Raw genomic sequence first — 20,912 nt, 5'->3', positions numbered from 1 at the left:
CCGGCCAGTCGGCGCGCGACTACACAGCCGCCTGTCGCGTGCCGACGTGCTGCCGCGCTGCGCACAGCGTAAGCTGAAGGGTGTTTCCACCACGGGATCGCCATGGAACGCAGCGCGCCGCGCCATTTCTCGATGGTCAGGGAATTCCACCTGGCCGATTTCTTCACCCTGGGCAACGCCGCTTGCGGCGTCGGCGCCATCCTTCTGGCCATGCTGTTCGTGGCCACGGGCGAGCGGGGGCATTTCCTGGCCGCGGCGGCGCTCGCGCCCGCGGCCTTCATCCTCGACGTGCTGGACGGGCGTATCGCCCGCGCGCGGCACCAGCATTCGGCGCTGGGCCGCGAGCTCGACTCGCTCTCGGACGTCATTTCCTTCGGCGTGGCGCCCGCCGCCCTCGCCTTCGCGGCCGGCATGCAGGGCGGCTGGGACGCCGCGGCGCTGATCTACTTCGTCTGCTGCGGCGTGAGCCGCCTCGCGCGCTACAACGTGACGGCGGAGAAGCTGGCGGCCGACGACTCCGGCAAGGTAGCCTACTTCGAAGGCACCCCGATCCCGACCAGCGTGGTGCTCGTAGGCGTCCTGGCCTGGGCGGCCTGGGTCGACCGCCTGGAAGACGGGCTCTGGTTCGGCCGCGTCGACCTCGGACCGTGGGAGCTGCATCCGCTGGTGCTGCTGTTCGTGCTCTCCGGCAGCCTGATGATCAGCAAGACCCTGCGGATTCCGAAGCTCTAGGTTCGCGGCCGGTTCTTCTGCCAGATGGCCAGGATGATCAGGCCGTAGGAGATCAGGCGGAACACGTAGATCAACGCGTCGTCCTCGGACACGCCGATGCGCAGGCCGAGGGCGATCCGGTCGGCCGCCTCGATCCAGAAGGACAGCGCGAACCACAGGAAGAAGCGGTCGCGCGTCTGGCGCCAGAAGCGGAAGAAGAACAGGCCGGCGAGCAGCCAGCCGACCGCGATCGCGCCGATCATCATCTCGCGCATTTCAGCCCTCCTCCCAGATCAGCCCGAACAGCAGCAGCAGCACGGCGGCGAGCGCGGCGACCAGCCGCCAGGTGAACAGGTCCACTTCGACCGGGAACACGATCCGGTCCAGCACCAGCAGCACGTTGTTGACGCTGGACGCGGCGAAGCACAGCGCGCTCCAGAACAGGAGCCGCGAGCCGCTGGCCCGCCAGCTGCGCCACAGCAGCACGAAGCACGTGATGGAGGTGAGCGCACAGAGGGAGTAGATCAGGGGGGCGAGCACGTCTCAATCCTTGCGGAAGCGGAAGGCGTCGGCGAACTGCTGGGCGCGCCGGTCGATGCGTGAATGAATGAGATCGGTGATGGCGACGAGGTCGGCGGCATACGCTTGCGCCACCTGGTCGATCACCGCGCGCAACTCGCTGGACGGCGCATAGCGCAGCCGCCCGTCGCCGGCATCGGCGACGATGCCGGCCTCGGCCAGCGCGCGCAGCAATTCGCCGGCCGCGCGTTCCGGCAGGTACAGCCGCCGCGCCAGCTGCGCGGCGTCCCAGGCATGCCCCGGCTCGCCCCGGAACAGCAGCACTGCTTCGAGGTAGGGCACGGAAGGAACGCTGGTGAGGATGAACCGGCGAACTTCAGCCGGCACTTCGCCTTTGTTCATCGTCGAAGGAAGGCCGCGCTCCCGATGCACGCCTTCCGGATTTTGGATTGGAGCAAATGTAGCGGTTAACGCTGCTCATCCGTTCGCTCTTGCATTTCGCGCAGCCACAATCACTGCATGGACGAGAGCTGGCGGCTGTTCCTCGGATTGTGGCCTTCGGCCGAAGTACGTGGGGCGATCGTGCGCCAGGCGGACACGTGGCGCTGGCCGGCAGGCGCGCGCCGCACGCAGCCGGAGCGGCTGCACGTGACGCTGCACTTCCTGGGCAACGTCGCCGTCGAAAGAATCCAGCCGCTGCGCGAAGCCCTGCCCGCGCGCTGGGACGGGTGCCTGCTGGAACTGGACCAGGCCGAAGTCTCGCCGGGCGGGATCGTGGTGCTGGAAGCGGGCACCGTGCCGGCGCCGCTTGCCGCGCTGCATGCAGACCTGGCCGCGGTGCTGGAGCGCCTGGGGCTGCCGGTGGAAACGCGGCCCTACCGCCCGCACGTGACGCTGGCGCGCAAGGGCCAGGGCGCGCAGCCGCCGGCTTTCGAGCCGGTCGCCTGGCAGCTCGCGCCCGATTACGTGCTGGCGCGCTCGCTGCCGGGTGGCGGTGGCTACGTGCCGGTTCAGGCCTTCGGCTGAGGCTTGCGGGCGGCGTCGATGGCGGCGCGGGCCGCGAGTTCGGCGTTGAGGGCCTGCTCCAGCGGCGAGCGGCAGAGGCCGGCGTGCTGGTACTGCAGGTTCTCGTACAGCTCCGTGGTCGCGGGCGAAGCCTCGAGCACCGCGTCCAGGGCCGCATCGTGCGGCGCCTGCAGCAGCTGCTCGCTGAGACGCTCCACCACCCCGCGGTACTGGGCCGGGTCGACCGCCGCCGCACTGCGGTCCAGGCGCTCGAGCATGCGGGCCAGCATGAAGAGGTTCTTGGGTACGGTGGTATTCATGCATCCCACCTGGGGCCTGGCTCGGCCATTGCAAGGCCGGGCCGGCAGCCCGCCCGTCGCCTCAGCCCTTCTTGCCGGGCGACTCGTCGTCGTCGAAGGGACGGGTGTTCTCGAAGTCCGGCGGACCGTCGGCGTCCTGCCGCCGTGCCGCCTGCGCCATGGCGGCGTCGCGGATGGCGAACAGCGCCTTCAGGTCGCGCTGCACTTCCTCGTCCGACCTGGGCATCTCCGCCGCCATCGCATCGTCGGTCGGCGCGAAGGCGCGGTCCTGCGGCACGTTCATGGACAGCGGCGGCAGCGAGAACGGCGCCCCGGTGCCGGCCGGGTTGGCGATGGACCTGGGAAGCGCCGCCTGCGCGGCCAGCCCGGTGGGGAGACCCTGGAATTCCCAGGACAGGCCCATCAGCCAGTCGCGCGCCCGCGGCTCGAAGCGCGCCAGCTCGGTCTCGAAGCTGTCCTGGAAGGCGAACACGTACGACAGCATCTGCTGGTGCGCCTGCTTGATCACGAAGTTGGCGTGCAGGCCGGCGCGGCCGCTGCGGTTGACCGTGGACAGGATGCGGCACTCCATCCAGTCGGTGGGGATGCCGTGCTTGCGCATCGTGTCGCGCATGATCACCTGCACGAGCTCGCGGCGGGGCGCGTTGCGCGAGGCTTCGCCCTCGTTGCTGGTGCTGTCGCTCTCGTGGAACTGGGAGCTCGGGGGGCCGCCCGGCTCCCTCTCCCTGCCGTTACCGAAGATGCGAGTCAACAAGCCCATGGGGCTTATTCTGCTTCATTCCCTGAGCTGGAACCGCATTTGGGTGCCCGCCAGGTCCAGAACGTCCTGATCCGACAACAGCGTCGCGTCATCTCCGAGGGCCCGGCCGTTCAGGAGCGGCACGCTCTCGCCCGCCAGGTGGGTCACGAAGAAACCGTTGCGGCGGTGCGCGACCGAAACCACCGACACGCCAGGGCGGCCGAAAGTGGTGACGGCCTTCACAACGGGCACCTCCAATCCGGCCGACGAACCCGAGATCACGGCGAAGCTCGCCTGCATCTGCGGCTGCAGCATGCTGTCGGACAGGAAGGCCTGGGTTTCGCCGAAGCTGCTGGTGGGCTCCTCGGAAGCCTGCAGGTAGCGGATGCGGTACGGCCCGATGGCGATGACGTCGCCGTCGCTCAGGCGGGTCCTTTCGCGCACCATGTGGTCGTTGACGTAAGTGCCGTTGGTGCTGCCCAGGTCCTGCAGGAAGACGTCGGCCACGCCGACCAGGTCGAACGCGCAGTGCTGACCGCTCACGACCATCGTGTCCAGCACGATGTCGTTGCCCGGCTTGCGCCCGAGCGTAGTGCGGTTCTTCGTGAGGTAGACGTGCTTGACCTCGACACCCTTCACGCTCGCTATCAGTTGCGGCATCTGCACCTCCGCGCCGCATCGCGCGGCTCGCGGACCATGCTAGCGCCGCCGCTGGGCCTCATCAAGCGGACACGCCCGGTCCGCGTGGTCCATTGACGGGCGCGGGCCGTGCGCCTACTCTGGCGTTTCGAACCCGCCAGGCTGGAGGCTTCCCCATGTTCAAGCACATCCTGCTGGCCACCGACGGCTCCGCCGCCTGCGACCAGGCCACCCGCACCGCCATCGAACTGGCGCGCACGAACGGCGCGCGGCTGACCGCGGTCAACGTGGTCGACCCCTATCCCTATCTCGGCATCGGGCAGGCCAACCCGCTCGGTTTCCAGGCCTACATCGCCGCGGCCCATACGCACGCCGGCAAGGCGCTGGCTCGCGCGGCGGAACTGGCCGATGACGGCGGCGCGCCGCTCATGCTGGAAACCCGCATCGTCGAGGAGGCCACGGCCGCGCATGGCATCGCGCAATGCGCACGCGACGAGAAGGCGGACCTGATCGTGATCGGCTCGCATGGCCACGGCGCGCTGCGCAAGCTGGTCCTGGGCAGCGTCACCACGCGCGTGCTGGCCGAGGCTACGATGCCCGTGCTGGTCGTTCGCTGATTGATCCAGCTCAAACCAAGGCGGCTCGCGCCGCCGACCATGGGGGCACCATGTTCAAGCACATCCTGATCGCCACCGACGGCTCCGCCGCTTCCGAAGGCGCCGCCAAGCTCGCAGTCAACCTGGCCCGCGTGCACGGCGCGCGGCTGACGGCGCTGTTCGTCGTCGACTACCCTGAATTCGGCCTGGGCGAGGAGAGCCCGACGGCCTTCAAGAACTTCATGGCTTCGGCCATGGAACTCGCCGGCGAAGCGCACGGCAAGGTGCAGGCGCTCTGCGCGGCGGCCTCGCCCGCGGTCGACTTCCACCCGAAGCTGGTCGAGGACACGACCGCACCGGACGGCATCACCCGCGCGGCGCGCGAGGACGGCGTCGACCTGGTGGTGGTCGGTTCCCACGGCCGCACCGGCCTGGCCCGGCTGATGCTGGGCAGCGTCGCGTCGAAAGTCGTGGCGGAGTCGCCGGTGCCGGTGCTGGTCGCGCGCTGATCAGGCGATCACCGACGCGCCGGCCTGCTGCAGTTTCGCCAGCACGTCTTCCCAGCGCTGCGAATGCTCGCGGTGCAAGCGGCTGTCCGCCTGCAGCACCGGCTGGAACTTCCAGCCGCGGATCTGCGCGCTGTCGAACAGCTGCCGCGTGCGCTGGCTGACCACCCACGCCGGCGTGCGCCAGGCGCCCCAGGGCTCGGCGGTACGCGCCAGGTCCGGGCTCGCGGCCAGCGCGCCAGCCGGGTAGGTCAGCAGGCCGTAGCGGCGCGGCGTGGACGGCTGGCGCGGGCCGTCGTCGAAGGTCTCGAAGGTGGTGCGGTCCTCCAGCGCAGCGGGCAGCAGCTCGCGCGCGACCAGGTGTTCCGCGGCATCAGCCGGCGTTTCCGGCTTGTGATGCAGCACGGGACGCAGCTCGAAGCCGGTCAGGTCGCTGTCACGCAAGGCCTGTGCCGCCTGCGTGCCCAGGACGTATTCGCCGGTCCATTGATCGACGTGGGTGATCGCGCTGCCGGCGACCGGCTTGCTCAGGTAGATGCGCTGCGGCAGCCGCACCTGCCAGCGGCTGGCGGTGGCGTGCAGGCTGTCCTGGTGGTAGGCCGCCATGGTGGCCTTGGAATCGGCGCGGCTCTGGCCCACGTTGGAGCGGCTGATCGCCTCGAAATGCGCGCTGGCCTCGATCTCGGCCGGCGAGCACTGCACGTCGCGGATGAAGCTGAGGGACTCGCCCTCGGCCAGCTCCAGCAGGCGACCCAGCACCGGGCCGCTCGCGTCGAAGAACTTGGGAAAGACGAAGCCGATACCGGGGTTCGGCTTGGCACCGAGCGCCTTGGCCAACCCGGGGTCGGCCGCCACGCGGTGCGCCAGCGCCGAACTGCAGGGGCGCAAGGCGAGCAGGATCTTCATGCGCCAATGCTAACCGGTCGGTCCATAGCTTTTACCCGGAACCCTGACGAGACATGCGACACTTGCGCCCCGTGCACGCTGCCTCATCCTTCCGACCGCTTGCCATCGCGCTGGCCGGCCTGGGCGCGCTCGCCGTCGCCATGGGGATCGGCCGCTTCGCGTTCACGCCGCTGCTGCCGCTGATGATGGCCGAGGGCACCGTCACCCTGCCCGGCGCCAGCCTGCTGGCCAGCTCCAACTACTTCGGCTACCTGCTCGGCGCCGGGCTGCTGACCTTGCAGCCCTGGTTGTGGCGGCGGCTGGGCTGGTCGGTCGCGCTGAACGGGCCGACCCTGATCCGCGGCGGCCTGGTCGCCACGGCGCTGGTCACGGCCGCCATGGCACTGCCCTGGCCCGCGGCCTGGGCCTGGTGGCGCTTCGCCGCCGGGCTGGCGAGCGCGGTCGTCTTCCTCTACACGTCCGGCTGGTGCCTGGAGCAACTGGCGCGGCGCGGCGTGCCGGCCATGGGCGCGCTGATCTACGTCGGCCCCGGCCTGGGCATCGTGACGAGCGGGCTGGCGGCGAGCGCGCTGGTGGCGACCCATGCACCGGCGGCGGACGGCTGGTTCCTGTTCGGCGTGCTGGCGCTGGTGCTGACCGTGGTGGTCTGGCGCGTGTTCGATGCGCACCGCGCCCTGCCCGCGCCCGCTGCCACCAGCGCGAGCGGCGCCAACGCCAAGGGCGAAGAAGCCGACGTCGTCGAGATGGGCCTGCTGGCCGGCGCCTACAGCCTGGCCGGGCTGGGCTACATCGTCACGGCCACCTTCCTGCCGGTGATCGCGCGCCTGACCTTGCCCGGCTCGCGCTGGCTGGACCTGTTCTGGCCGCTGTTCGGCGTCGGCGTGATCCTGGGCGCGCTCGCGGCCTCGCGGCTGCGTGGCCCCGGTGACCAGCGGCTGCGGCTGGCGGCCTGCTACGTGATCCAGGCGATCGGCGTCGCCGCCAGCCTGGTGAGCCCAACGCTGGCGGGCTTCGCCATCGGCAGTGTGCTGCTGGGCCTGCCTTTTACCGCGATCACGTTCTTCGCCATGCAGGAGGCGCGCCGGCTGCGGCCGCAGCATCCGACCAGCTTCATGGGGCTGCTGACCGTGCTGTGGGGCCTGGGCCAGATGGTCGGGCCGCCGATCGCCGCGGTGCTGGTGGCACATGCGTCCAGCACGGCGGCGGGCTTCACGCAATCCCTGTGGTGCGCGACCGGGGCGTTGCTGGTGGGGGCGGGCTTGTACCTGCTGCTCGCCTGTGTGTATCCGGTGCGCAGCGGATCTGCCCACCCCAGGTAACTCCGGGAGTCAACGGCTCGCGGTGACCGTGCCTGCGGGTTCTGCGTCACGCAGCGCTGAATAGGGATTGACCGGCGTGCCTTCCCACCAGCGCTTCTCCGGCCCCAACTTGAACACGGCAAAGTGCAGGTGCGGCGTCCTGGCGTCGGCATTGCCGGTGCTGCCCACGTAACCCAGGAGGTCACCGCGCTTGACCTGCATGCCTTCGTGCAGGCCCTCCGCATAGCGGTCCAGGTGCGCGTAGTAGTAGCTGAGCCGGCCGTCCGGATCGAACTCGTAGACGGTGATGCCGCCCGGCTTGCTGTTGAACAGCTTCACGATCGTGCCGTCGTCCACCGCCACCACCGGCGTGCCGCGCGGCGCCAGGATGTCGATGGCCTCGTGCGGATGCGTGCCGCGCGACTGGCTGTAGGTGTCGACCAGGGCCGACGCCGGCACGCCTTGCACCGGCAGCCGCAGCGTGCGGTGCGAGAGCATCTCGACGCCGGCGGCATCGCCCGGCACGGCCATCGTGATCGCTTCGTGCGGCGGCGGCGTGGGAGCCGCAGCGGAGGGCGCCGGCGCTTGCGCGGCCGGTGCCTGCGCAGCGGGCTGCTGCTGCTCCTGCGGCTGCCGGTACACGGTGGTGCGCACCGGCGCGCGTTCGCAGCCTTGCAGCGCGAGCAGCACGCCGGCGGCGATGGCGACGTGCCGCAGCTTCATGCCTGCACGTCCACCGCCATGCCCTTGTCCGCGACGGTCGCGAGCCGCGACACGTCCCAGTTGGTCAGGCGCACGCAGCCATTGGTCTGCACCCGCGCCATCTGCGAGGGTTCCGCGGTGCCGTGGATGCCCCAGTGCTCCTTGCTCAGGCCCAGCCACACCACGCCGACCGGGTTGTTGGGACCGGGCGGCAGGCGCAGCTTCTCGTCGGCCTTGGGGTTCTTCAGCAGGCTGGGGTCGTAGCTGTAGTTCGGGTTCATCACCTTGGTCACGATGGACATCTGCCCGGGCTGGAGCGGGTTCTCGGCGCCGCCGAAGCTCACCGGGAAGGCGCCGATCACCTTGTCGCCTTCACCGAGAAGGTACAGCATCCGCTCGGACTTGGCGATGCGGATGCCGGTGGCCTTGCCGGCCAGCGCCTGCGCCTTCAGCACGTCGGGCACGACGATCATCTGGCCTTCACGCAGCGGGCGGTCCTTGTTCAAAGCGGCCAGCAGCCTGGGGCTGACGTGGAAGCGCTCGCCCAGCGCCTCCTCCGGGTTCTGGTAGCCGAGCGTCGGCAGCCTGGATTCCTCCACCGGGTCGTCCGGGATCTTCACGTAAGGGCCGGCCATGTCCTGCGGCGTCACCACGTAGGTGCCGAACACCGGCGCCTGCTGCTGCCCCAGCGCGCCCCAGGTTGCTGCGTCGATGCGCCCACTCGTGGGCAGCCCGCGCGCGAGCTGGAAGGCCGCGACGGCGTGCTTCATGTTCGTGCTGAACACGCCGTCGATCTCGCCCGGCGAGAACCACGCGCGATCCAGCATCACCTGCGCGCGCACGACGGCCGGGCCCTTGGCGCCTTCGGCCAGCACCGGCGCAGACGTGTCGCCATTGAGCTGGTTCATGTGCTGCGTGGGATCGGCCGGGTACGGCGTCACCACGGCGGACGCCGGGCGTTGCGCGCTGGCGTGGCCGTGATGCTGCGTCTTCGCCTGCGCGAACGGGGCCGCAGCCGCGACAGCGACCGCCAGGCCCAGCGAGAGGATGCTTCTTCTGTGCATACCCCACCGTAGCGCCACCCGCCCCGGGGTGCTTGTAGTCGCGCGGCGACGGCCGCGGTAGGCCCAGGCGGCTCAGCCGGCTTGCACGTCGATGTGGAACAGCGCCCAGGGCAGATTGGCGAAGCGCTGGTCCAGCGGCTTGGCGGCGAATTCGGGAACGCGGTCGACGTCGAACAGGGCCCACAGCGGACCGAGGCCGCCCAGCGGCATCGGCTGGCCATCGAGATGCGTCGCCAGGATGAAGCGGTACTTGCGGACGTCGGCCAGTGTCTGCACCGGAGCGTAGCCGTCCACGGCCCGCATCGCGAGCTTGCCGCCCTCGCCCTTCACGCCGGCCGCCGCCAGCACGTCGGCCAGCAGCGGGCCGGAGAGCCGGTGCGGCTTGCTGTCGTATTCGAGCGTGGGCCGGATCTCGACGGGCTTCATGGCCGCCAACGTGGCGAAGTCGAAAGCGTGGGCCTTGTCGAAGGTGAGCTTCTGCTTGCCCATCATCTGGTCCAGCACGGGGTCGAAGGGACCCCGGTTCGGCTTGACGCCGGCGCCGGTGACGGTCAGCAGCGTCGGGCCGCGCTGGCCCTTGGGCGAGTTGCCGCCCTGCGCGAGGGCAGGGAGAGCAGCGGCCCCGAGCGTGGCCGCAGCGAGGAACTGGCGCTTGTCCATTCGTTCTTCTCCTTGAAGCGGCGCATCATAGGGTCGTGCCGGGCTCCTGCGCAACGTCCGCCTGGAAATCCGCCTGCGCCAGGGAGATGGCCGTCTCGGCGCCGCGCAGCCAGCCCGGGTAGGTGACGCGGAAGTCGGTGACGATCGTCTCCAGCGGCACTTCGACGAAGCTGCCGCGGTCGTTCAGGTATTCCATGTGCCGGTTGCCGGCCCGGTCGAACGGGTGGTAGATCGAATCGCTGCGACCGTCGAACTCCAGCGGGTGCAGGCCGAAGCGCTCGCACAGCTCCACGTTGAAGGCGGGCGTGGCCTTGCGCCAGGCGCCAGCCAGCCAGAGCTCGGTGTAGCCGTGCCAGATGAAGACGTCGGTCGTCATGGTGGCGCGCATGCGCTCGGTCGACAGGTGGTTGCGCACGTCGGCATAGCCCACGCGGGCCGGGATGCCGGCGGCGCGCGCCACGGCCGCGAGCAGGCCGGCCTTGGGCACGCACCAGCCGTAGCCGGCCGCGACCACCGCGCTGGCGCGCATGCCTTCGGGCCGCAGGTCGATGCGGTAAGGGTCGTAGCGGAAGCCGTCGCGCACGGCGTAGTACAGCGCGATGGCGCGCTCGGTGTCGTTGGCGCAGCGCGAAGGCGCGGACCTCGGGGTGCGCGCTGTCGATCAGCGGGGTGGAGGCGAGGCAGTCCTCGGGCAGCGGAGCGGTCATCGTTTCAGGAAAAGCGGATCGAAAGAGTCGGCAGCGGCGCGCTGAACTCCGCGCGCCAGAATTCGCCCGGCAACACCGGCCAGGCATCGGTCCAGGTGCCGGTGGTGACGACGTCGCCGGCCTGCAGGTCGGGCGCGCCGGGGCAGTCGCGCAGCGCATTGACGAAATGCAGCAGCGCATGCAGCGGGCCATCGAGCACGTTGGCGCCTACGCCCTGGTCCACCTTCTGCGCGTCGCGGGACAGCGTGACGCGCGCGCCGGCGAGCACGGCCTCGAAGCCGGCGGCGTCAGCGGGCAGCGTGGAGGCGTCCACCTTGCGGCCCACGACCAGGCGGGCATGCAGGCCGCCGTCGGCCACCGTGTCGGCCGAGGCGCTGAACTTCCAGTCCGGCAGGTGGCACTGCACGATCTCGAAGCCAGGGGCGATCCAGGCGATGCACTTGCGCAGGTCGTCCAGCGTCGCCCGGGCCGGTGGCGTGGCCGCAAGCCCCAGCACGCACTCGGGCTCCAGCCGCGGCTGGCAGGTGCCGGCGAGCCAGACCTCGCCCACGTCCTCGCAGAAGCTGAGCGTGGTGTCGTACACCGTGCCCCAGATCGGCGCGTCCACGCCGTAGCGGGGCCAGATGCCGCGGTTGGTGAAACCGACCTTGTAGCCGCGCGGCTGCTCGCCGCGGCGGATGCGCAGTTCGCGCACGCTGAGCGCGCGCTCGTAGCCTTCGGGCATGGACAGGCCGCAGCCACCGCTCCAGAGGCTGGCGGCGTCGTAGTGGCGCAGCAATTGTTCGGGCGTCATGGCGCTAATTTAACGGGAAGCCATGGCGATCTTGCGATCCGCCACCACCTTCTGCGCGCTCGATCGCTCGCCGATGAACTGGATGTAAGCCTTGTAGTTGACGATCGGAGCCAGCAAGTCCTCGCCATAGATCGCGCGCGTGGCCATGCCGACCAGCGGCAGGCTGTTGAAGGCGCAGCAGTCGGCCAGCGTGAAGCTGTCGCCAGCGACATAGGGCGCGAACTTCGCCAGCCGCGCGAAGGCCTCGGCCTTCTGCTCGATCTCGCGCCGGATGCGAGCCTTGTTGCCGTCGCTGAGCGGCGCGGCGCCGAAGAAGGCGCTGGGATAGAGCTGGCGCGCCGCCATCTCCAGGTGCCAGTCGATGAAGATCGCGAGCTCGCGCACCTTGGCCGCCGCATACGCATCGGCCGGCAGCAGCGGCGGCGTGGGGTACGCCGCTTCGAGGTATTCCAGGATGGCCGAGCTCTCGCACAGCCCGCCCAGCTCCAGCGTGAGGAAGGGGATCTTGGCCAGCGGCGAGGACGCCAGCACTTCCGGATCATCGCCGTGGATGGCCGTGGCCACCTCCTCGAAGGCCACGCCCTTTTCGAGCAAGGCCATCTTCGCCTTGTTGTAGTAGTTGCTGTAGGCCAGCCCGTGCAGTCGGATCATCGTTGTCTCCTTGTATGCTCGCGTCCATGCAGTCGCCCACCATGCCCGCCCCCGAAGAGATCGCGCTGCTGGAGCCCTTCGAGCGTATCGGACTGGACCGCATCGAGATTGTCGCCAGCGTAACGCATGCCGAAGCGGCCGCCGCCGCGCTGGCCCGCGAACCGGTCTGGGGCTTCGACACGGAGTCGCGTCCCACCTTCGTCGCCGGCGAGGCCTCCGACGGCCCGCACACGGTGCAGCTGGCTACCCTGGACCGCGCCTACGTGTTCCAGCTGCACGACCCCGGCTGCCGCGCCATTGCCGGCGCCCTGCTCGCGCGGACCGGCATCGTCAAGGCGGGGTTCGGCCTGCACGACGACAAGCGCCGCATCACGCACAAGCTGGGCGTCGAGCCGCAGGACGTGCTGGACCTGGACACCTTGTTCCGCCAGCGGGGCTACCGCCGGCAGATGGGGATCAAGGCCGCAGTGGCGGTGCTGTTCGAGCGCCGCTACCTGAAGTCCAAGCGCGCCGCGACCTCGAACTGGGCCAACCGGCAATTGACGCAGCAGCAGGTGCTGTACGCCGCCAACGATGCGTGGGCGGCGTTGCGGGTGTATCAGGCGCTCGCGGTCACTGGATCATTTTCATCAGCCGCCCCAGCAGGTCGTTGATCACGCCCTGCATGGCGTCGCCCGGGCTCGTGGGCTCGCGCGGCCTCGGCTTCGGCCGCGGGATGTCGAATTCCACCCGGCTGTCGACGGCGTGCATGCGCAGCGCCTGGGTGAAGAAGTCGCCCACGATCGGCAAGGCGCTGCGCGCTCCCGGTCCCCAGCTGTCGCCCATGGCGATGCGGGCGTCGTCGAAGCCGACCCAGGCGCCGGCTACCAGCTGCGGGTGCATCAGGATGAACCAGCCGTCGGTGTTCTCCTGCGTGGTGCCGGTCTTGCCGGCCACGTCGGCCTGGATGCCCCAGCGCGAGCGGATCGCAGTGCCGGTGCCCTCGTCCACCACGCCGCGCATGACGTTGACCAGCTTCAAGGCCAGCGGCTTCTGCATCACCTGCTGCGGCTTGGGCGCGGCGAAGCTCATGAGCAGAGTGCCCTTGCGGTCCTCCACCCGCGTCACCACCTGCGGCTCGCCGATGTAGCGGCCGTTGTTGGCGAGCGTGCCGTAGGCCGAGACCATCTCGCGCAGGGTCACCGGGCTGGTGCCCAGCGCCAGCGAAGGCACGGGATCGAGCTTGCTTTCGCGCACGCCCAGCTGGTAGGCGAGTTCGGCCACGCGCGGCGGCCCGACCTTCTGCATCACCTGCGCCGTGATGCGGTTGCGCGAATGCACGAGGCCGTCACGCAAGCTCATGGGCTGGTTGGTCGGCGGCTCCGGGTCGCTGGGACTCCACACGGACTTGCCGTCGCGGATCTGCAGCTGCTGGTCGAGGAAGGTGTCGTCCGGGCTCATGCCCTGCTCGAACGCCGCGCCGTAGACGAAGGGCTTGAAAGTGGAACCCGGCTGGCGCCGCGCCTGGTTCACGTGGTCGAAGGGCTCGCTGGCGAAATCGGGGCTGCCGACCCAGGCGCGCACCTGCGCCGTGCGCGGGTCCAGTGCCAGGAAACCGGCCTGCAAGGCCAGCTTGTCGTCGCCGCGCCCGCGCGAGCGGTCGACGATGTCCTGCAGCGGCCGCAGCTGGCGCGCCACCGCCTGGTTGGCGGCGCGCTGCAACCGCGAGTCGATGGTCGTGTGCACCACCAGGCCGTCGGCGTAGATGTCGTAGTCCTCGCGGTCGGCCCAGGCGATCAGCCACTTGCGCAAGGTCTGCGCCAGGTGCGGGGCGATGCCCACCTGCTCCGGCTGGCGCTCGAAATCGAGCCGCATCGGCTGCGCCGCCAGCGCCTCGGCGCGCGCGGGCGTCAGCTTGCCGCGCTTGGCCATCTGCGCCAGCACCGTGTTGCGGCGGTCCACCGCGCGGTCCGGGTTCAGCACCGGGTTGTAGTAGGCCGTGCCCTTCAGCATGCCGATCAGGGTGGCTGCCTGCAGCACGTCCAGCTGGTCGGCCGAGCGGTCGAAATAGGTGCGCGCGGCCATCTCGATGCCGAACGCGTTGTACAGGAAGGGGACCGTGTTGAGGTAGGTCTCGAGGATCTCCTTCTTGGAGTAGATCGACTCGATCTTCAGCGCGGTGATCGCCTCCTTCACCTTGCGGTTGAGGGTGGGCGCGCGGCCGATCTCCTCGGGAAACATGTTGCGCGCGAGCTGCTGCGTGATCGTGGAGCCGCCCTGGCGGCCGCCGCGCAGCGTCGCCCACAGCGCGCCCACCGTGCGCCGCAGGTCCAGCCCGTGGTGCTCGTAGAAGCGGTGGTCCTCGGTGGCGATCAGCGCATCGATCACATAGGGCGAGATGCGCTCCAGCGGCACCCACTCGCGGTTCAGGCGCTTGTATTCGGCCAGCACGACGCCGTCGGCCGACAGCACCACCGTGGGCACTTCGGACTTGGCCTTGCGCAGGTCGGAGATGCCGGGCGTGAACGGGATCAGCACCAGCACGTAGGCCAGCACGAGAGCGGGGAGGATCAGGGCGGCGAGCGCGGGGTGCAGGCGCACCCACGCCGCGAAGCGGTGCCAGCGTTCGGCGGCCCAGGCGCGGGCCTGCGCGAGGGCAGGAATCATGCGAAGCAAATCCAGTCAGGGTCCAGGCTCAGCCGTACGGAAAACGGGCCGGGCCAACCCATAAGCCTAACCTGCTACTGCGTCCGTGCTGTAACCGCCTAGCCGCCGGCCCTTTTGACCTGGTAACCGCGCTGCTGCAGCAAGGCGATGACCTTCTCCACGTGGTCGCCCTGGACTTCGATCGTGCCGTCCTTGACGGTGCCGCCGGTACCGCAGGCGGCTTTCAGGTCCTGCCCCAGTTTCAGCAAAGCGCCGGCGTCCACCGGTACGCCGCGCACCACGGTCACCGCCTTGCCCCCGCGACCCTTGGTTTCCCGCAGCACGCGGACGATGCCGTCGCCGGGCGGCGGCTGGAGGGCGGTGCGGCAGGTGCACTGGGCGATGGGGCGGCGGCAGGCCGGGCACATGCGCCCGCCCTCGGTGGAATACACCAGGCCGCCGGTGGGGCGGTTTTTCATGCCCGGATTGTCGGCTACGCCAGGGCGCCGGGAATCTCGACCCGCAGCTTCTCCGCCCACGGCCGCAACGCATCCACGATCCCCGGATGCAGCGCCACGCCCTCGCGGCGCTGCGTTTCGGCCAGAGCAAAGCCTTGCTCGCCCGGCAAGCGCACCGGCCGGCCGGCCCGGGCCGGGCGCGAGGCATGGCATTGCCGCACCAACTCGCCGGTCTGGCGCAGGAAGGCTTCGCTGCCCGCAAAGCGCTGCGGGTCCATCACCTGCAGGAGCACCGTGGCGCCCCAGCCCTCCTTCGGATCCGCGCGCCCGTGGCCGGCGAGGCCACCGGTCAGCGCCTCCACCAGCAGTGACAGGCCATAACCCTTGTGCCCCGAATCCAGGCCACCGAGCGGCAGGATCGTGCCCTTGGGTTCCCGGAACAGCACGCCCGGGTCGTCGCTGGGCCGGCCTTCGCCATCGATGAGCCAGGGCGCCGGCAGCTTGCCGCCTTCCTGTTGCAGCCGGTTCGTGAGGCCGTTGGTGGTGGTCGATGTCGAGATGTCGGTGACGATCGGCAGGCCCGGTGCCGGGATGCCGGCAGACAGCGGATTCGGCGTGAACACCGGGTCCAGCCCGCCGAAGGGCGCGACGCTGCTGGCATTGGGATCGGAGCAGGCCAGCAGCAACAGCAAGCCCTGCTCGGTCGCGCGCAGGTGGTAGCTGGCCAGGCTGGCGATGTGGTGGCTGCGCCGGATGACGACCGTGCAAGTGCCCATCGTTCGCGCCCGTTCGGCCGCCGCTTCCATCGCCTGCAGCACCAGCCAGGGCCCGGGCAGCCGGCGGCCGTCCCAGGTGAGCGCGGCAGGCGCGTCCGCCACCACCTGCGGGCCGCCGTCCACGCGCATGCTGCCCGCGTCGATGTCGCGCAGGTAGGGCGCGAGCAGTTGCAGGCCATGCGTGGTGTGCCCCATCAGGTCGCCCTGCACCAGGATGCCGGCGACGGCGTCGGCCTTGTCGTCGGGCATGCCGGCAGCAGCAAGCAGGTTGCGGGCGAAGTCACGCAGGGAGTCGGCGCCGAAGCGCGGCGATGGGCTTTGCATGGTGCGGGCCAGTCTAGGCGCCGGTGGCGAACACCTGGTTACGGACAAGCCCGGATGGCGCCGCCTGACCGGAGAATGACCAAAAACGGAAGAGCTCACCGCGCCGCCATGTTCGATTCCGACCTCTGGGTCTGGCTGTCCCTCGCCCTCAGCGCCGTCCTGGCGCTGGTGATCTGGTCCATCCGCCGCCACCGCAGCCCGATCCTGCACGTGCAGTGCGACGCCACCATCGACCAGCTGATGCCCTCGCTGTCCGGCCTGTCGCTCAGCACCTCGGTGGAGGGCAACAGCATCGAGGTGCTGGAGAACGGCGCCTTCTTCGACGTGCTCGTCGCGCGCATCCTGGCCGCGCGGAAGTCGGTGCACTTCGAGACCTTCCTCTGGAAGCCCGGCCAGCTGGCCACGCGCGTGGCCGCCGCCTTCATGGACCGCGCGCGGGCCGGCGTCACGGTGCGCATCCTGCTCGACGCGCAGGGCTCCAAGAAGCTGCAGAACGACACCCTGGCGCGGCTGCGCGAGGCCGGCTGCAAGGTCAAGTTCTTCCACAAGCGCTCGATCTATACCATCGGCGTGCTGAACGACCGCGACCACCGCAAGCTGTGCGTCATCGACGGCAAGGAGGCTTTCGTCGGCGGCCACTGCATCGTCGACGACTGGCTGGGCAACGCCGAGGACGGCCAGCACTTCTCCGACGTCAGCGTCTGGCTGCACGGGCCCATCGTGCACAGCATCCAGGGCGCCTTCAGCGAGAACTGGACCGGCGAAACCGGCGAGGTGTTCGTGGGCGAGGAGGTGTTCCCGGTGCTGCACAAGGTGGGCGACATCCCCATCCACGCCGCCTTCGTCAAGCCCGAGAACTCGGCGCCCGCGGTCAAGCTGCTGCACCACACCGCGCTGTGCCTGGCCAGGAAGCGCATCTGGATCCAGAACCCCTACTTCATTCCCAAGGTGGAAGCCATCGCGGCGATGGCGCAGGCCGTCAAGCGCGGCGTCGACATCCGCGTGCTGATGCCGGCGGCCAGCGGCTCCGATAGCCCGGTGGTGCAGCATGCCGGCCACCGCCACTTCGAGACGATGCTGCGCAGCGGCGTGCGCCTGTTCGAGTACCCGCACACCTTGCTGCACCAGAAGATCATGACCATCGACGGCGCCTGGTCCGCGGTGGGCTCGACCAATTTCGACGACCGCTCCTTCGACACCAACGACGAGATCACGCTGGGCATCCTCGACGCCGGCATCGCCGCGCGCTTCGACGGCATCTTCGAGCGCTACGTGCAGCGGGCACGCGAGGTGAAGCTGGAGCAATGGCGCAAGCGCAGCATCTTTCACAAGCTGCACGACAACGCGGCCTACTTCATCAAGGACGTGCTGTAGGTCGCTAGGGCAGAATCGCCCGCATGACCCGATCCCTTGCCATCCAGCGCGCGCAGGACGTGCTGGATTCCGGCGCGCTGGCCGCCACCCTGGCGCGGCGCGTGCGCTACGCCTCCGAGAGCGAGGAACCGCAAGGCGCGCCCGTGCTGCGCGCCTACCTCGAGGAGGAGATGGCGCCCTCGCTCGCCGCCCTCGGCTTCACTTCGCAACTGCATGACAACCCGGTCGCCGCCGGCCTGCCGCTGCTCGTGGCCGAACGTATCGAAGCGCCCGGCCTGCCCACAGTGCTGATGTACGCCCACGGCGACGTGGTGCGCGGCCAGGCCGCGCAGTGGCGCGAAGGCCTCGCGCCCTGGGACCTGCACATCGAAGGCGAACGCTGGTACGGCCGCGGCACCGCCGACAACAAGGGCCAGCACACCGTCAACCTGGCGGCGCTGGAACAGGTGATCGCCGCGCGCGGCGGCCAGCTCGGTTTCAACCTCAAGCTGCTGGTGGAAACCGGCGAGGAAAAGGGCTCGCCCGGCCTGCGCGAATTTTGCGAACAGCAGCGCGAAGCCTTGAAGGCCGACCTGTTCCTGGCCAGCGACGGCCCGCGGGTGCAGGCCGCGCGGCCCACTCTCTTCCTCGGCTCCCGCGGCGCGCTCAATTTCGAACTGCGCCTGAACTGCCGCGAGCGCGCCTATCACTCCGGTAACTGGGGCGGCCTGTTGGCCAACCCCGGCATCGTGCTGGCCAATGCCGTCGCATCGCTGGTCGGTCCGCGCGGCCGCATCCTCGTCGACGCGCTGCGCCCGCGCGAGGTGCCGGAGCCCGTGCGCCGCGCGCTGGCCGACATCCAGGTCGGCGGCGACGCGGACGATCCGGCCGTCGACGCCGATTGGGGCGAGCCCGGGCTCACGCCCGCCGAGCGCGTGATCGGCTGGAACAGCATCGAGATCCTGGCCATGGTGGCCGGCAACCCGGCCCAGCCCGTGGGCGCCATCCCGGGCAGCGCGCGCGTGTTCTGCCAGATGCGCTTCGTCGTCGGCACCGCGGTGGAAGACATCGTGCCGGCGCTGCGCGCCCATCTCGATGCGCACGGCTTCCAGGCGGTGGAGATCCACACCGGCGCCAGCGGCGCGGCAACGCGCCTCGACCCGGAAGACCCGTGGGTGCGCTGGGCGCTGGAGTCGATCCAGCGCAGCACCGGCAAGCGCCCGGCCCTGCTGCCCAACCTGGGCGGCTCGCTGCCCAACGACATCTTCGCCAACACGCTGGGCCTGCCCACCTTGTGGGTGCCGCATTCCTACCCCGCATGCGCGCAGCACGCGCCCAACGAACACCTGCTGGCGCCGGTCGCCCGTGAAGGCCTGGCGCTGATGGCCGGCCTGTTCTGGGACCTGGGCGAGACCGGAGCCGCCGTGCGCGCGGCCCGCGCCGCCTGAATCGTTTCGCCTTTCCACACGATCCCATGAAGTCCCTGCGTTCCCTGCTCGTCCTCGCCGCCGCCTGCATGACCTTCGCCAGCGCCCCCGCGCTCGCGCAGGCCTGGCCCACGCATCCCGTCACCCTGGTCGTGCCCTTCCCGCCCGGCGGCGGCACCGACATCGTGGCCCGCATCATCGCGACCAAGCTCGCGCCGCGCCTGGGCCAGCCGGTCGTGATCGACAACAAGCCCGGCGCCTCCACCGCCATCGGCGCAGCGGCCGTGGCCCGTGCCGCGCCGGACGGCTACACGCTGCTGCTCTCCGGCTCGTCCACCTATTCCATCCTGCCAGCGCTGAAGCCCGGCCTGCCCTACGACCCGCTGGAAAGCTTTGCGCAGGTGGCGGTCGTCGCCAAGGCGCCGCTGGTGATGCTGACGGGCGCGAACTCCGGCATCAACTCGGTGGCCGACCTGCTGCAGCGCGCCCGCGGCGACGCCAACGGCCTGATGTTCGGCACCTTCGGCAGCGGCTCCGGCCCGCACCTGGCCGGCGCGATGCTGGCCGAGGCGACGCAGACCAGGCTGAATCCGGTGCCGTACAAGGGCGGCGCCCCGATGCTGACGGCGCTGATCGCCGGCGAGATCCCGCTCGGCTTCGACACGGTGGCCTCCGCCGCGCCGCACGTCAAGGCCGGCAAGCTGCGCGCGCTGGCCGTCACCGGCGAACTGCGCGCCGCGCTGCTGCCCGAGGTGCCGACCTATGCCGAAGCGAAGATCGGCAAGGCTTCGATCGTGAGCTGGTACGCCATCGCCGCGCCGGCGCGCACGCCCGACGCCGTGCTCACGCGCCTGAACCACGAGCTGGCCGCCGTGATGGCGGACCCCGAAGTGCGCAAGATCGTGACGACGGCGGGCATGGAGCCCGTGCTGCTCGGCCCCGACGTGCTGCGCGAGATGATCCGCGACGAGATGGCCACGTTCAAAGCCGTGGCCCAGCGCGCGCACATCACGATCGATTGATCATCACCAGACCATGACGGCGGCCTGCCCCGGCTGCTTCGCGTAGCGCAGCCGCAGCCGCAGCACGTATTCCTGGCCCGCGGCCAGGTGCACCTTGAGGTGGGCGTTGTCCTCCGTGCCGCCGTCGTCCTCCTGCGCCAGCGGCTTGCCCGCCGGTTTCGCCTGCGCATAGAGCGCCATCAGCGCATCGGCCTCACCGAAGGTGCGGAACTCGTAGTCGCGCGTCTCGATCGGCTTGAAGCGGAAGTCCGCCTGCTGGCCCGTCGCCAGGTACAGCGCATTGGCCTTGAAGGGCTGCAGCTCCTTGGCCGCCTGCGCCTTGACCGGCGGGTAGAAGCCGCGCGCCCACTTGCGGTCGCGCGCCGACAGCCCGCCCTTGGGCGTGAGGCCCTTGGCGTACTTCTTCGGCTCCACGATCAGCCCCGCCTCGAAGGGATAGTGCATCACCGAGTTCGGGTCCCAGGACGAGCCCTGCACCTTGTCGGCCTGCAGCTTGTCGATGATGTTGTGCCGGGTGGTCGCCTTGCTCCAGTTGTTGGGCGGCGCCCCCAGCGTCTTGTAGACGGCGGCCTCGTTCCAGACGATGCCGGCAAAGGGGTTCTGGTGCTCGTGCGGGAAGCCCAGCGTGTGGCCGATCTCGTGCAGCGCGGTGTCCATGCCCTCGGCCAGGTCCTCGGTGAGGCTCCAGCCGAAGTTCATGGTGCGCGGGTCGTCGCGCTTGGTAAGGACGTCGGTGCCGATGTAGGACCAGGAACCATCGCCATCGAGGAAGGCGATGCGCACGTCGGCCTGTTCCCTGGCCTGCACCTCCTCGAAGTCCAGACCGATGCCCAGCGCCTTCCAGGCGGCGAAGGCCTGGCGCACCACGTTGCGGTCGGCGTCGCTGCCGGCCCAGGCCTTGGGTTTCGGGAAGAACCAGTAGCGCAGCTTCGTCCCATTGAGCCACTTGTATTGGGTCTCGCGCAGGAGGCGCGTTCGTTCGTCCTTGATGGGCGCGCCGCCGGGCTGCATGCCCTTGGGATATTCCACCGCGCAGAAGCGGTGCTTGCGGGCTGCCTGGGCCAGGTACGCGCCGGTTTCGGCAGCTGTCTTCTTGCGGGCCATGGTGCTC

26 protein-coding genes are annotated in these 20,912 nt (G+C 70.0%); 9 read left to right on the top strand and 17 right to left on the bottom strand.

Going from position 1 to position 20,912, the window contains the following annotated elements:
- The first annotated feature begins 102 nt into the window (after positions 1-102).
- Complete coding sequence (locus HHL11_RS16745) at positions 103-732, top strand: CDP-alcohol phosphatidyltransferase family protein (protein ID WP_169419471.1); 630 nt, start codon at positions 103-105, stop codon at positions 730-732.
- Here the strand turns inward: HHL11_RS16745 and HHL11_RS16740 are convergent.
- Genes HHL11_RS16740 through HHL11_RS16730 form a run of 3 tightly spaced genes read right to left on the bottom strand, consistent with a single transcriptional unit; the run spans position 729 to position 1,632 of the window.
- Positions 729-986, bottom strand: coding sequence for a DUF5985 family protein (locus HHL11_RS16740; protein ID WP_169419470.1), 258 nt, complete (start codon positions 984-986; stop codon positions 729-731). The two genes, HHL11_RS16745 and HHL11_RS16740, sit on opposite strands and share 4 nt — an antisense overlap.
- Position 987: 1 nt before the next feature.
- On the bottom strand, positions 988-1,251 hold the full coding sequence (locus tag HHL11_RS16735) for a DUF5985 family protein (RefSeq protein ID WP_169419469.1): 264 nt from the start codon (positions 1,249-1,251) through the stop codon (positions 988-990).
- Between the two features lie 3 nt (positions 1,252-1,254).
- Complete coding sequence (locus HHL11_RS16730) at positions 1,255-1,632, bottom strand: hypothetical protein (RefSeq protein ID WP_169419468.1); 378 nt, start codon at positions 1,630-1,632, stop codon at positions 1,255-1,257.
- A 117-nt stretch (positions 1,633-1,749) separates the two neighbouring features.
- On the opposite strand from HHL11_RS16730, the gene thpR reads away from it, so the two are divergent.
- Positions 1,750-2,256: an RNA 2',3'-cyclic phosphodiesterase gene (gene thpR, locus HHL11_RS16725; RefSeq protein ID WP_169419467.1), complete on the top strand. Its 507-nt coding sequence runs from the start codon at positions 1,750-1,752 to the stop codon at positions 2,254-2,256.
- Here the strand turns inward: thpR and HHL11_RS16720 are convergent.
- The 3 genes from HHL11_RS16720 to HHL11_RS16710 all read right to left on the bottom strand — a co-directional run bounded on the left by HHL11_RS16720 (position 2,241) and on the right by HHL11_RS16710 (position 3,954).
- Entirely contained in the window at positions 2,241-2,555 is a 315-nt protein-coding gene (locus HHL11_RS16720; RefSeq protein WP_169419466.1) for a hypothetical protein, read from the bottom strand. The two genes, thpR and HHL11_RS16720, sit on opposite strands and share 16 nt — an antisense overlap.
- Positions 2,556-2,616: 61 nt before the next feature.
- On the bottom strand, positions 2,617-3,315 hold the full coding sequence (locus HHL11_RS16715) for a hypothetical protein (RefSeq protein ID WP_169419465.1): 699 nt from the start codon (positions 3,313-3,315) through the stop codon (positions 2,617-2,619).
- 15 nt (positions 3,316-3,330) lie between these two features.
- Positions 3,331-3,954 carry an FHA domain-containing protein gene (locus tag HHL11_RS16710; protein ID WP_169419464.1) on the bottom strand — a complete coding sequence of 208 codons (624 nt, stop codon included), beginning with the start codon at positions 3,952-3,954 and terminating at the stop codon, positions 3,331-3,333.
- A gap of 155 nt (positions 3,955-4,109) precedes the next feature.
- Here HHL11_RS16710 and HHL11_RS16705 point away from each other — a divergent pair, with 155 nt between their 5' ends.
- Together HHL11_RS16705 and HHL11_RS16700 are read left to right on the top strand one after the other, a co-directional pair.
- The gene (locus tag HHL11_RS16705) at positions 4,110-4,550 is read left to right on the top strand and encodes a universal stress protein (protein WP_169419463.1); all 441 of its coding nucleotides are present in this window, start codon (positions 4,110-4,112) and stop codon (positions 4,548-4,550) included.
- A gap of 50 nt (positions 4,551-4,600) precedes the next feature.
- Positions 4,601-5,038: a universal stress protein gene (locus HHL11_RS16700; RefSeq protein WP_169419462.1), complete on the top strand. Its 438-nt coding sequence runs from the start codon at positions 4,601-4,603 to the stop codon at positions 5,036-5,038.
- Here the strand turns inward: HHL11_RS16700 and HHL11_RS16695 are convergent, their stop codons facing one another.
- On the bottom strand, positions 5,039-5,941 hold the full coding sequence (locus tag HHL11_RS16695) for a hypothetical protein (RefSeq protein WP_169419461.1): 903 nt from the start codon (positions 5,939-5,941) through the stop codon (positions 5,039-5,041).
- A gap of 71 nt (positions 5,942-6,012) precedes the next feature.
- Between HHL11_RS16695 and HHL11_RS16690 the strand changes: the two genes are divergently transcribed.
- The gene (locus tag HHL11_RS16690) at positions 6,013-7,260 is read left to right on the top strand and encodes a YbfB/YjiJ family MFS transporter (protein WP_342593227.1); all 1,248 of its coding nucleotides are present in this window, start codon (positions 6,013-6,015) and stop codon (positions 7,258-7,260) included.
- 9 nt (positions 7,261-7,269) lie between these two features.
- On the opposite strand, the gene HHL11_RS16685 is transcribed toward HHL11_RS16690, so the two are convergent.
- The 6 genes from HHL11_RS16685 to HHL11_RS16660 form a co-directional block, all read right to left on the bottom strand.
- Positions 7,270-7,962: a M23 family metallopeptidase gene (locus tag HHL11_RS16685; protein ID WP_169419459.1), complete on the bottom strand. Its 693-nt coding sequence runs from the start codon at positions 7,960-7,962 to the stop codon at positions 7,270-7,272.
- Positions 7,959-9,005, bottom strand: coding sequence for a L,D-transpeptidase family protein (locus HHL11_RS16680; protein ID WP_169419458.1), 1,047 nt, complete (start codon positions 9,003-9,005; stop codon positions 7,959-7,961). Before HHL11_RS16680 ends, HHL11_RS16685 begins: the two co-directional genes overlap by 4 nt.
- 72 nt (positions 9,006-9,077) lie before the next feature.
- Positions 9,078-9,665, bottom strand: a complete 588-nt coding sequence (locus tag HHL11_RS16675) for a putative pterin-binding protein (protein WP_169419457.1) — start codon at positions 9,663-9,665, stop codon at positions 9,078-9,080.
- Between the two features lie 25 nt (positions 9,666-9,690).
- Positions 9,691-10,248, bottom strand: a complete 558-nt coding sequence (locus HHL11_RS16670) for a transglutaminase-like domain-containing protein (RefSeq protein WP_342593226.1) — start codon at positions 10,246-10,248, stop codon at positions 9,691-9,693.
- 128 nt (positions 10,249-10,376) lie between these two features.
- On the bottom strand, positions 10,377-11,165 hold the full coding sequence (locus HHL11_RS16665; protein WP_169419456.1) for a 2-keto-4-pentenoate hydratase: 789 nt from the start codon (positions 11,163-11,165) through the stop codon (positions 10,377-10,379).
- Between the two features lie 9 nt (positions 11,166-11,174).
- Positions 11,175-11,816 carry a glutathione S-transferase family protein gene (locus tag HHL11_RS16660; protein ID WP_169419455.1) on the bottom strand — a complete coding sequence of 214 codons (642 nt, stop codon included), beginning with the start codon at positions 11,814-11,816 and terminating at the stop codon, positions 11,175-11,177.
- A 26-nt stretch (positions 11,817-11,842) separates the two neighbouring features.
- Here HHL11_RS16660 and HHL11_RS16655 point away from each other — a divergent pair, with 26 nt between their 5' ends.
- Positions 11,843-12,469, top strand: a complete 627-nt coding sequence (locus tag HHL11_RS16655) for a 3'-5' exonuclease (protein WP_342593225.1) — start codon at positions 11,843-11,845, stop codon at positions 12,467-12,469.
- Here the strand turns inward: HHL11_RS16655 and HHL11_RS16650 are convergent.
- From HHL11_RS16650 to HHL11_RS16640, 3 genes are all read right to left on the bottom strand, one after another.
- Positions 12,429-14,462 (bottom strand): penicillin-binding protein 1A, encoded by a 2,034-nt coding sequence (locus HHL11_RS16650; RefSeq protein WP_169419453.1) that lies wholly within the window; start codon positions 14,460-14,462, stop codon positions 12,429-12,431. The genes HHL11_RS16655 and HHL11_RS16650 overlap by 41 nt on opposite strands.
- A 98-nt stretch (positions 14,463-14,560) precedes the next feature.
- Positions 14,561-14,920 carry a translation initiation factor Sui1 gene (locus HHL11_RS16645; protein WP_169419452.1) on the bottom strand — a complete coding sequence of 120 codons (360 nt, stop codon included), beginning with the start codon at positions 14,918-14,920 and terminating at the stop codon, positions 14,561-14,563.
- 14 nt (positions 14,921-14,934) lie between these two features.
- Positions 14,935-15,999 carry an Ldh family oxidoreductase gene (locus tag HHL11_RS16640; RefSeq protein ID WP_169419451.1) on the bottom strand — a complete coding sequence of 355 codons (1,065 nt, stop codon included), beginning with the start codon at positions 15,997-15,999 and terminating at the stop codon, positions 14,935-14,937.
- Between the two features lie 108 nt (positions 16,000-16,107).
- Here HHL11_RS16640 and HHL11_RS16635 point away from each other — a divergent pair, with 108 nt between their 5' ends.
- The 3 genes from HHL11_RS16635 to HHL11_RS16625 are packed head-to-tail and all read left to right on the top strand — an operon-like array spanning position 16,108 to position 19,801.
- Entirely contained in the window at positions 16,108-17,373 is a 1,266-nt protein-coding gene (locus tag HHL11_RS16635) for a phospholipase D-like domain-containing protein (RefSeq protein ID WP_169419450.1), read from the top strand.
- A gap of 23 nt (positions 17,374-17,396) precedes the next feature.
- Positions 17,397-18,800, top strand: coding sequence for a M20 family metallopeptidase (locus tag HHL11_RS16630; RefSeq protein ID WP_169419449.1), 1,404 nt, complete (start codon positions 17,397-17,399; stop codon positions 18,798-18,800).
- A 26-nt stretch (positions 18,801-18,826) separates the two neighbouring features.
- Positions 18,827-19,801: a Bug family tripartite tricarboxylate transporter substrate binding protein gene (locus HHL11_RS16625; RefSeq protein WP_169419448.1), complete on the top strand. Its 975-nt coding sequence runs from the start codon at positions 18,827-18,829 to the stop codon at positions 19,799-19,801.
- A gap of 3 nt (positions 19,802-19,804) precedes the next feature.
- Here the strand turns inward: HHL11_RS16625 and HHL11_RS16620 are convergent, their stop codons facing one another.
- Entirely contained in the window at positions 19,805-20,905 is a 1,101-nt protein-coding gene (locus HHL11_RS16620; protein ID WP_205964295.1) for a matrixin family metalloprotease, read from the bottom strand.
- Positions 20,906-20,912: the final 7 nt, after the last annotated feature.

The sequence above is a fragment of the Ramlibacter agri genome (assembly GCF_012927085.1).
Taxonomy (GTDB): domain Bacteria; phylum Pseudomonadota; class Gammaproteobacteria; order Burkholderiales; family Burkholderiaceae_C; genus Ramlibacter; species Ramlibacter agri.
The sequence above is the reverse complement of the archived record's forward strand: the minus strand, read 5'-3'. Positions and strand labels throughout refer to the sequence as shown.

Coding starts and splice junctions, on each gene's coding strand:
- HHL11_RS16700 (WP_169419462.1), top strand. CDS start 4,601: ATGTTCAAGCACATCCTGATCGCCACCGACGGCTCCGCCGCTTCCGAA.
- HHL11_RS16650 (WP_169419453.1), bottom strand. CDS start 14,462: ATGATTCCTGCCCTCGCGCAGGCCCGCGCCTGGGCCGCCGAACGCTGG.
- HHL11_RS16635 (WP_169419450.1), top strand. CDS start 16,108: ATGTTCGATTCCGACCTCTGGGTCTGGCTGTCCCTCGCCCTCAGCGCC.
- HHL11_RS16675 (WP_169419457.1), bottom strand. CDS start 9,665: ATGGACAAGCGCCAGTTCCTCGCTGCGGCCACGCTCGGGGCCGCTGCT.
- HHL11_RS16730 (WP_169419468.1), bottom strand. CDS start 1,632: ATGAACAAAGGCGAAGTGCCGGCTGAAGTTCGCCGGTTCATCCTCACC.
- HHL11_RS16715 (WP_169419465.1), bottom strand. CDS start 3,315: ATGGGCTTGTTGACTCGCATCTTCGGTAACGGCAGGGAGAGGGAGCCG.
- thpR (WP_169419467.1), top strand. CDS start 1,750: ATGGACGAGAGCTGGCGGCTGTTCCTCGGATTGTGGCCTTCGGCCGAA.
- HHL11_RS16745 (WP_169419471.1), top strand. CDS start 103: ATGGAACGCAGCGCGCCGCGCCATTTCTCGATGGTCAGGGAATTCCAC.
- HHL11_RS16695 (WP_169419461.1), bottom strand. CDS start 5,941: ATGAAGATCCTGCTCGCCTTGCGCCCCTGCAGTTCGGCGCTGGCGCAC.
- HHL11_RS16630 (WP_169419449.1), top strand. CDS start 17,397: ATGACCCGATCCCTTGCCATCCAGCGCGCGCAGGACGTGCTGGATTCC.
- HHL11_RS16640 (WP_169419451.1), bottom strand. CDS start 15,999: ATGCAAAGCCCATCGCCGCGCTTCGGCGCCGACTCCCTGCGTGACTTC.
- HHL11_RS16620 (WP_205964295.1), bottom strand. CDS start 20,905: ATGGCCCGCAAGAAGACAGCTGCCGAAACCGGCGCGTACCTGGCCCAG.
- HHL11_RS16665 (WP_169419456.1), bottom strand. CDS start 11,165: ATGACGCCCGAACAATTGCTGCGCCACTACGACGCCGCCAGCCTCTGG.
- HHL11_RS16685 (WP_169419459.1), bottom strand. CDS start 7,962: ATGAAGCTGCGGCACGTCGCCATCGCCGCCGGCGTGCTGCTCGCGCTG.
- HHL11_RS16705 (WP_169419463.1), top strand. CDS start 4,110: ATGTTCAAGCACATCCTGCTGGCCACCGACGGCTCCGCCGCCTGCGAC.
- HHL11_RS16710 (WP_169419464.1), bottom strand. CDS start 3,954: ATGCCGCAACTGATAGCGAGCGTGAAGGGTGTCGAGGTCAAGCACGTC.
- HHL11_RS16660 (WP_169419455.1), bottom strand. CDS start 11,816: ATGATCCGACTGCACGGGCTGGCCTACAGCAACTACTACAACAAGGCG.
- HHL11_RS16655 (WP_342593225.1), top strand. CDS start 11,843: ATGCAGTCGCCCACCATGCCCGCCCCCGAAGAGATCGCGCTGCTGGAG.
- HHL11_RS16645 (WP_169419452.1), bottom strand. CDS start 14,920: ATGAAAAACCGCCCCACCGGCGGCCTGGTGTATTCCACCGAGGGCGGG.
- HHL11_RS16720 (WP_169419466.1), bottom strand. CDS start 2,555: ATGAATACCACCGTACCCAAGAACCTCTTCATGCTGGCCCGCATGCTC.
- HHL11_RS16740 (WP_169419470.1), bottom strand. CDS start 986: ATGCGCGAGATGATGATCGGCGCGATCGCGGTCGGCTGGCTGCTCGCC.
- HHL11_RS16680 (WP_169419458.1), bottom strand. CDS start 9,005: ATGCACAGAAGAAGCATCCTCTCGCTGGGCCTGGCGGTCGCTGTCGCG.
- HHL11_RS16625 (WP_169419448.1), top strand. CDS start 18,827: ATGAAGTCCCTGCGTTCCCTGCTCGTCCTCGCCGCCGCCTGCATGACC.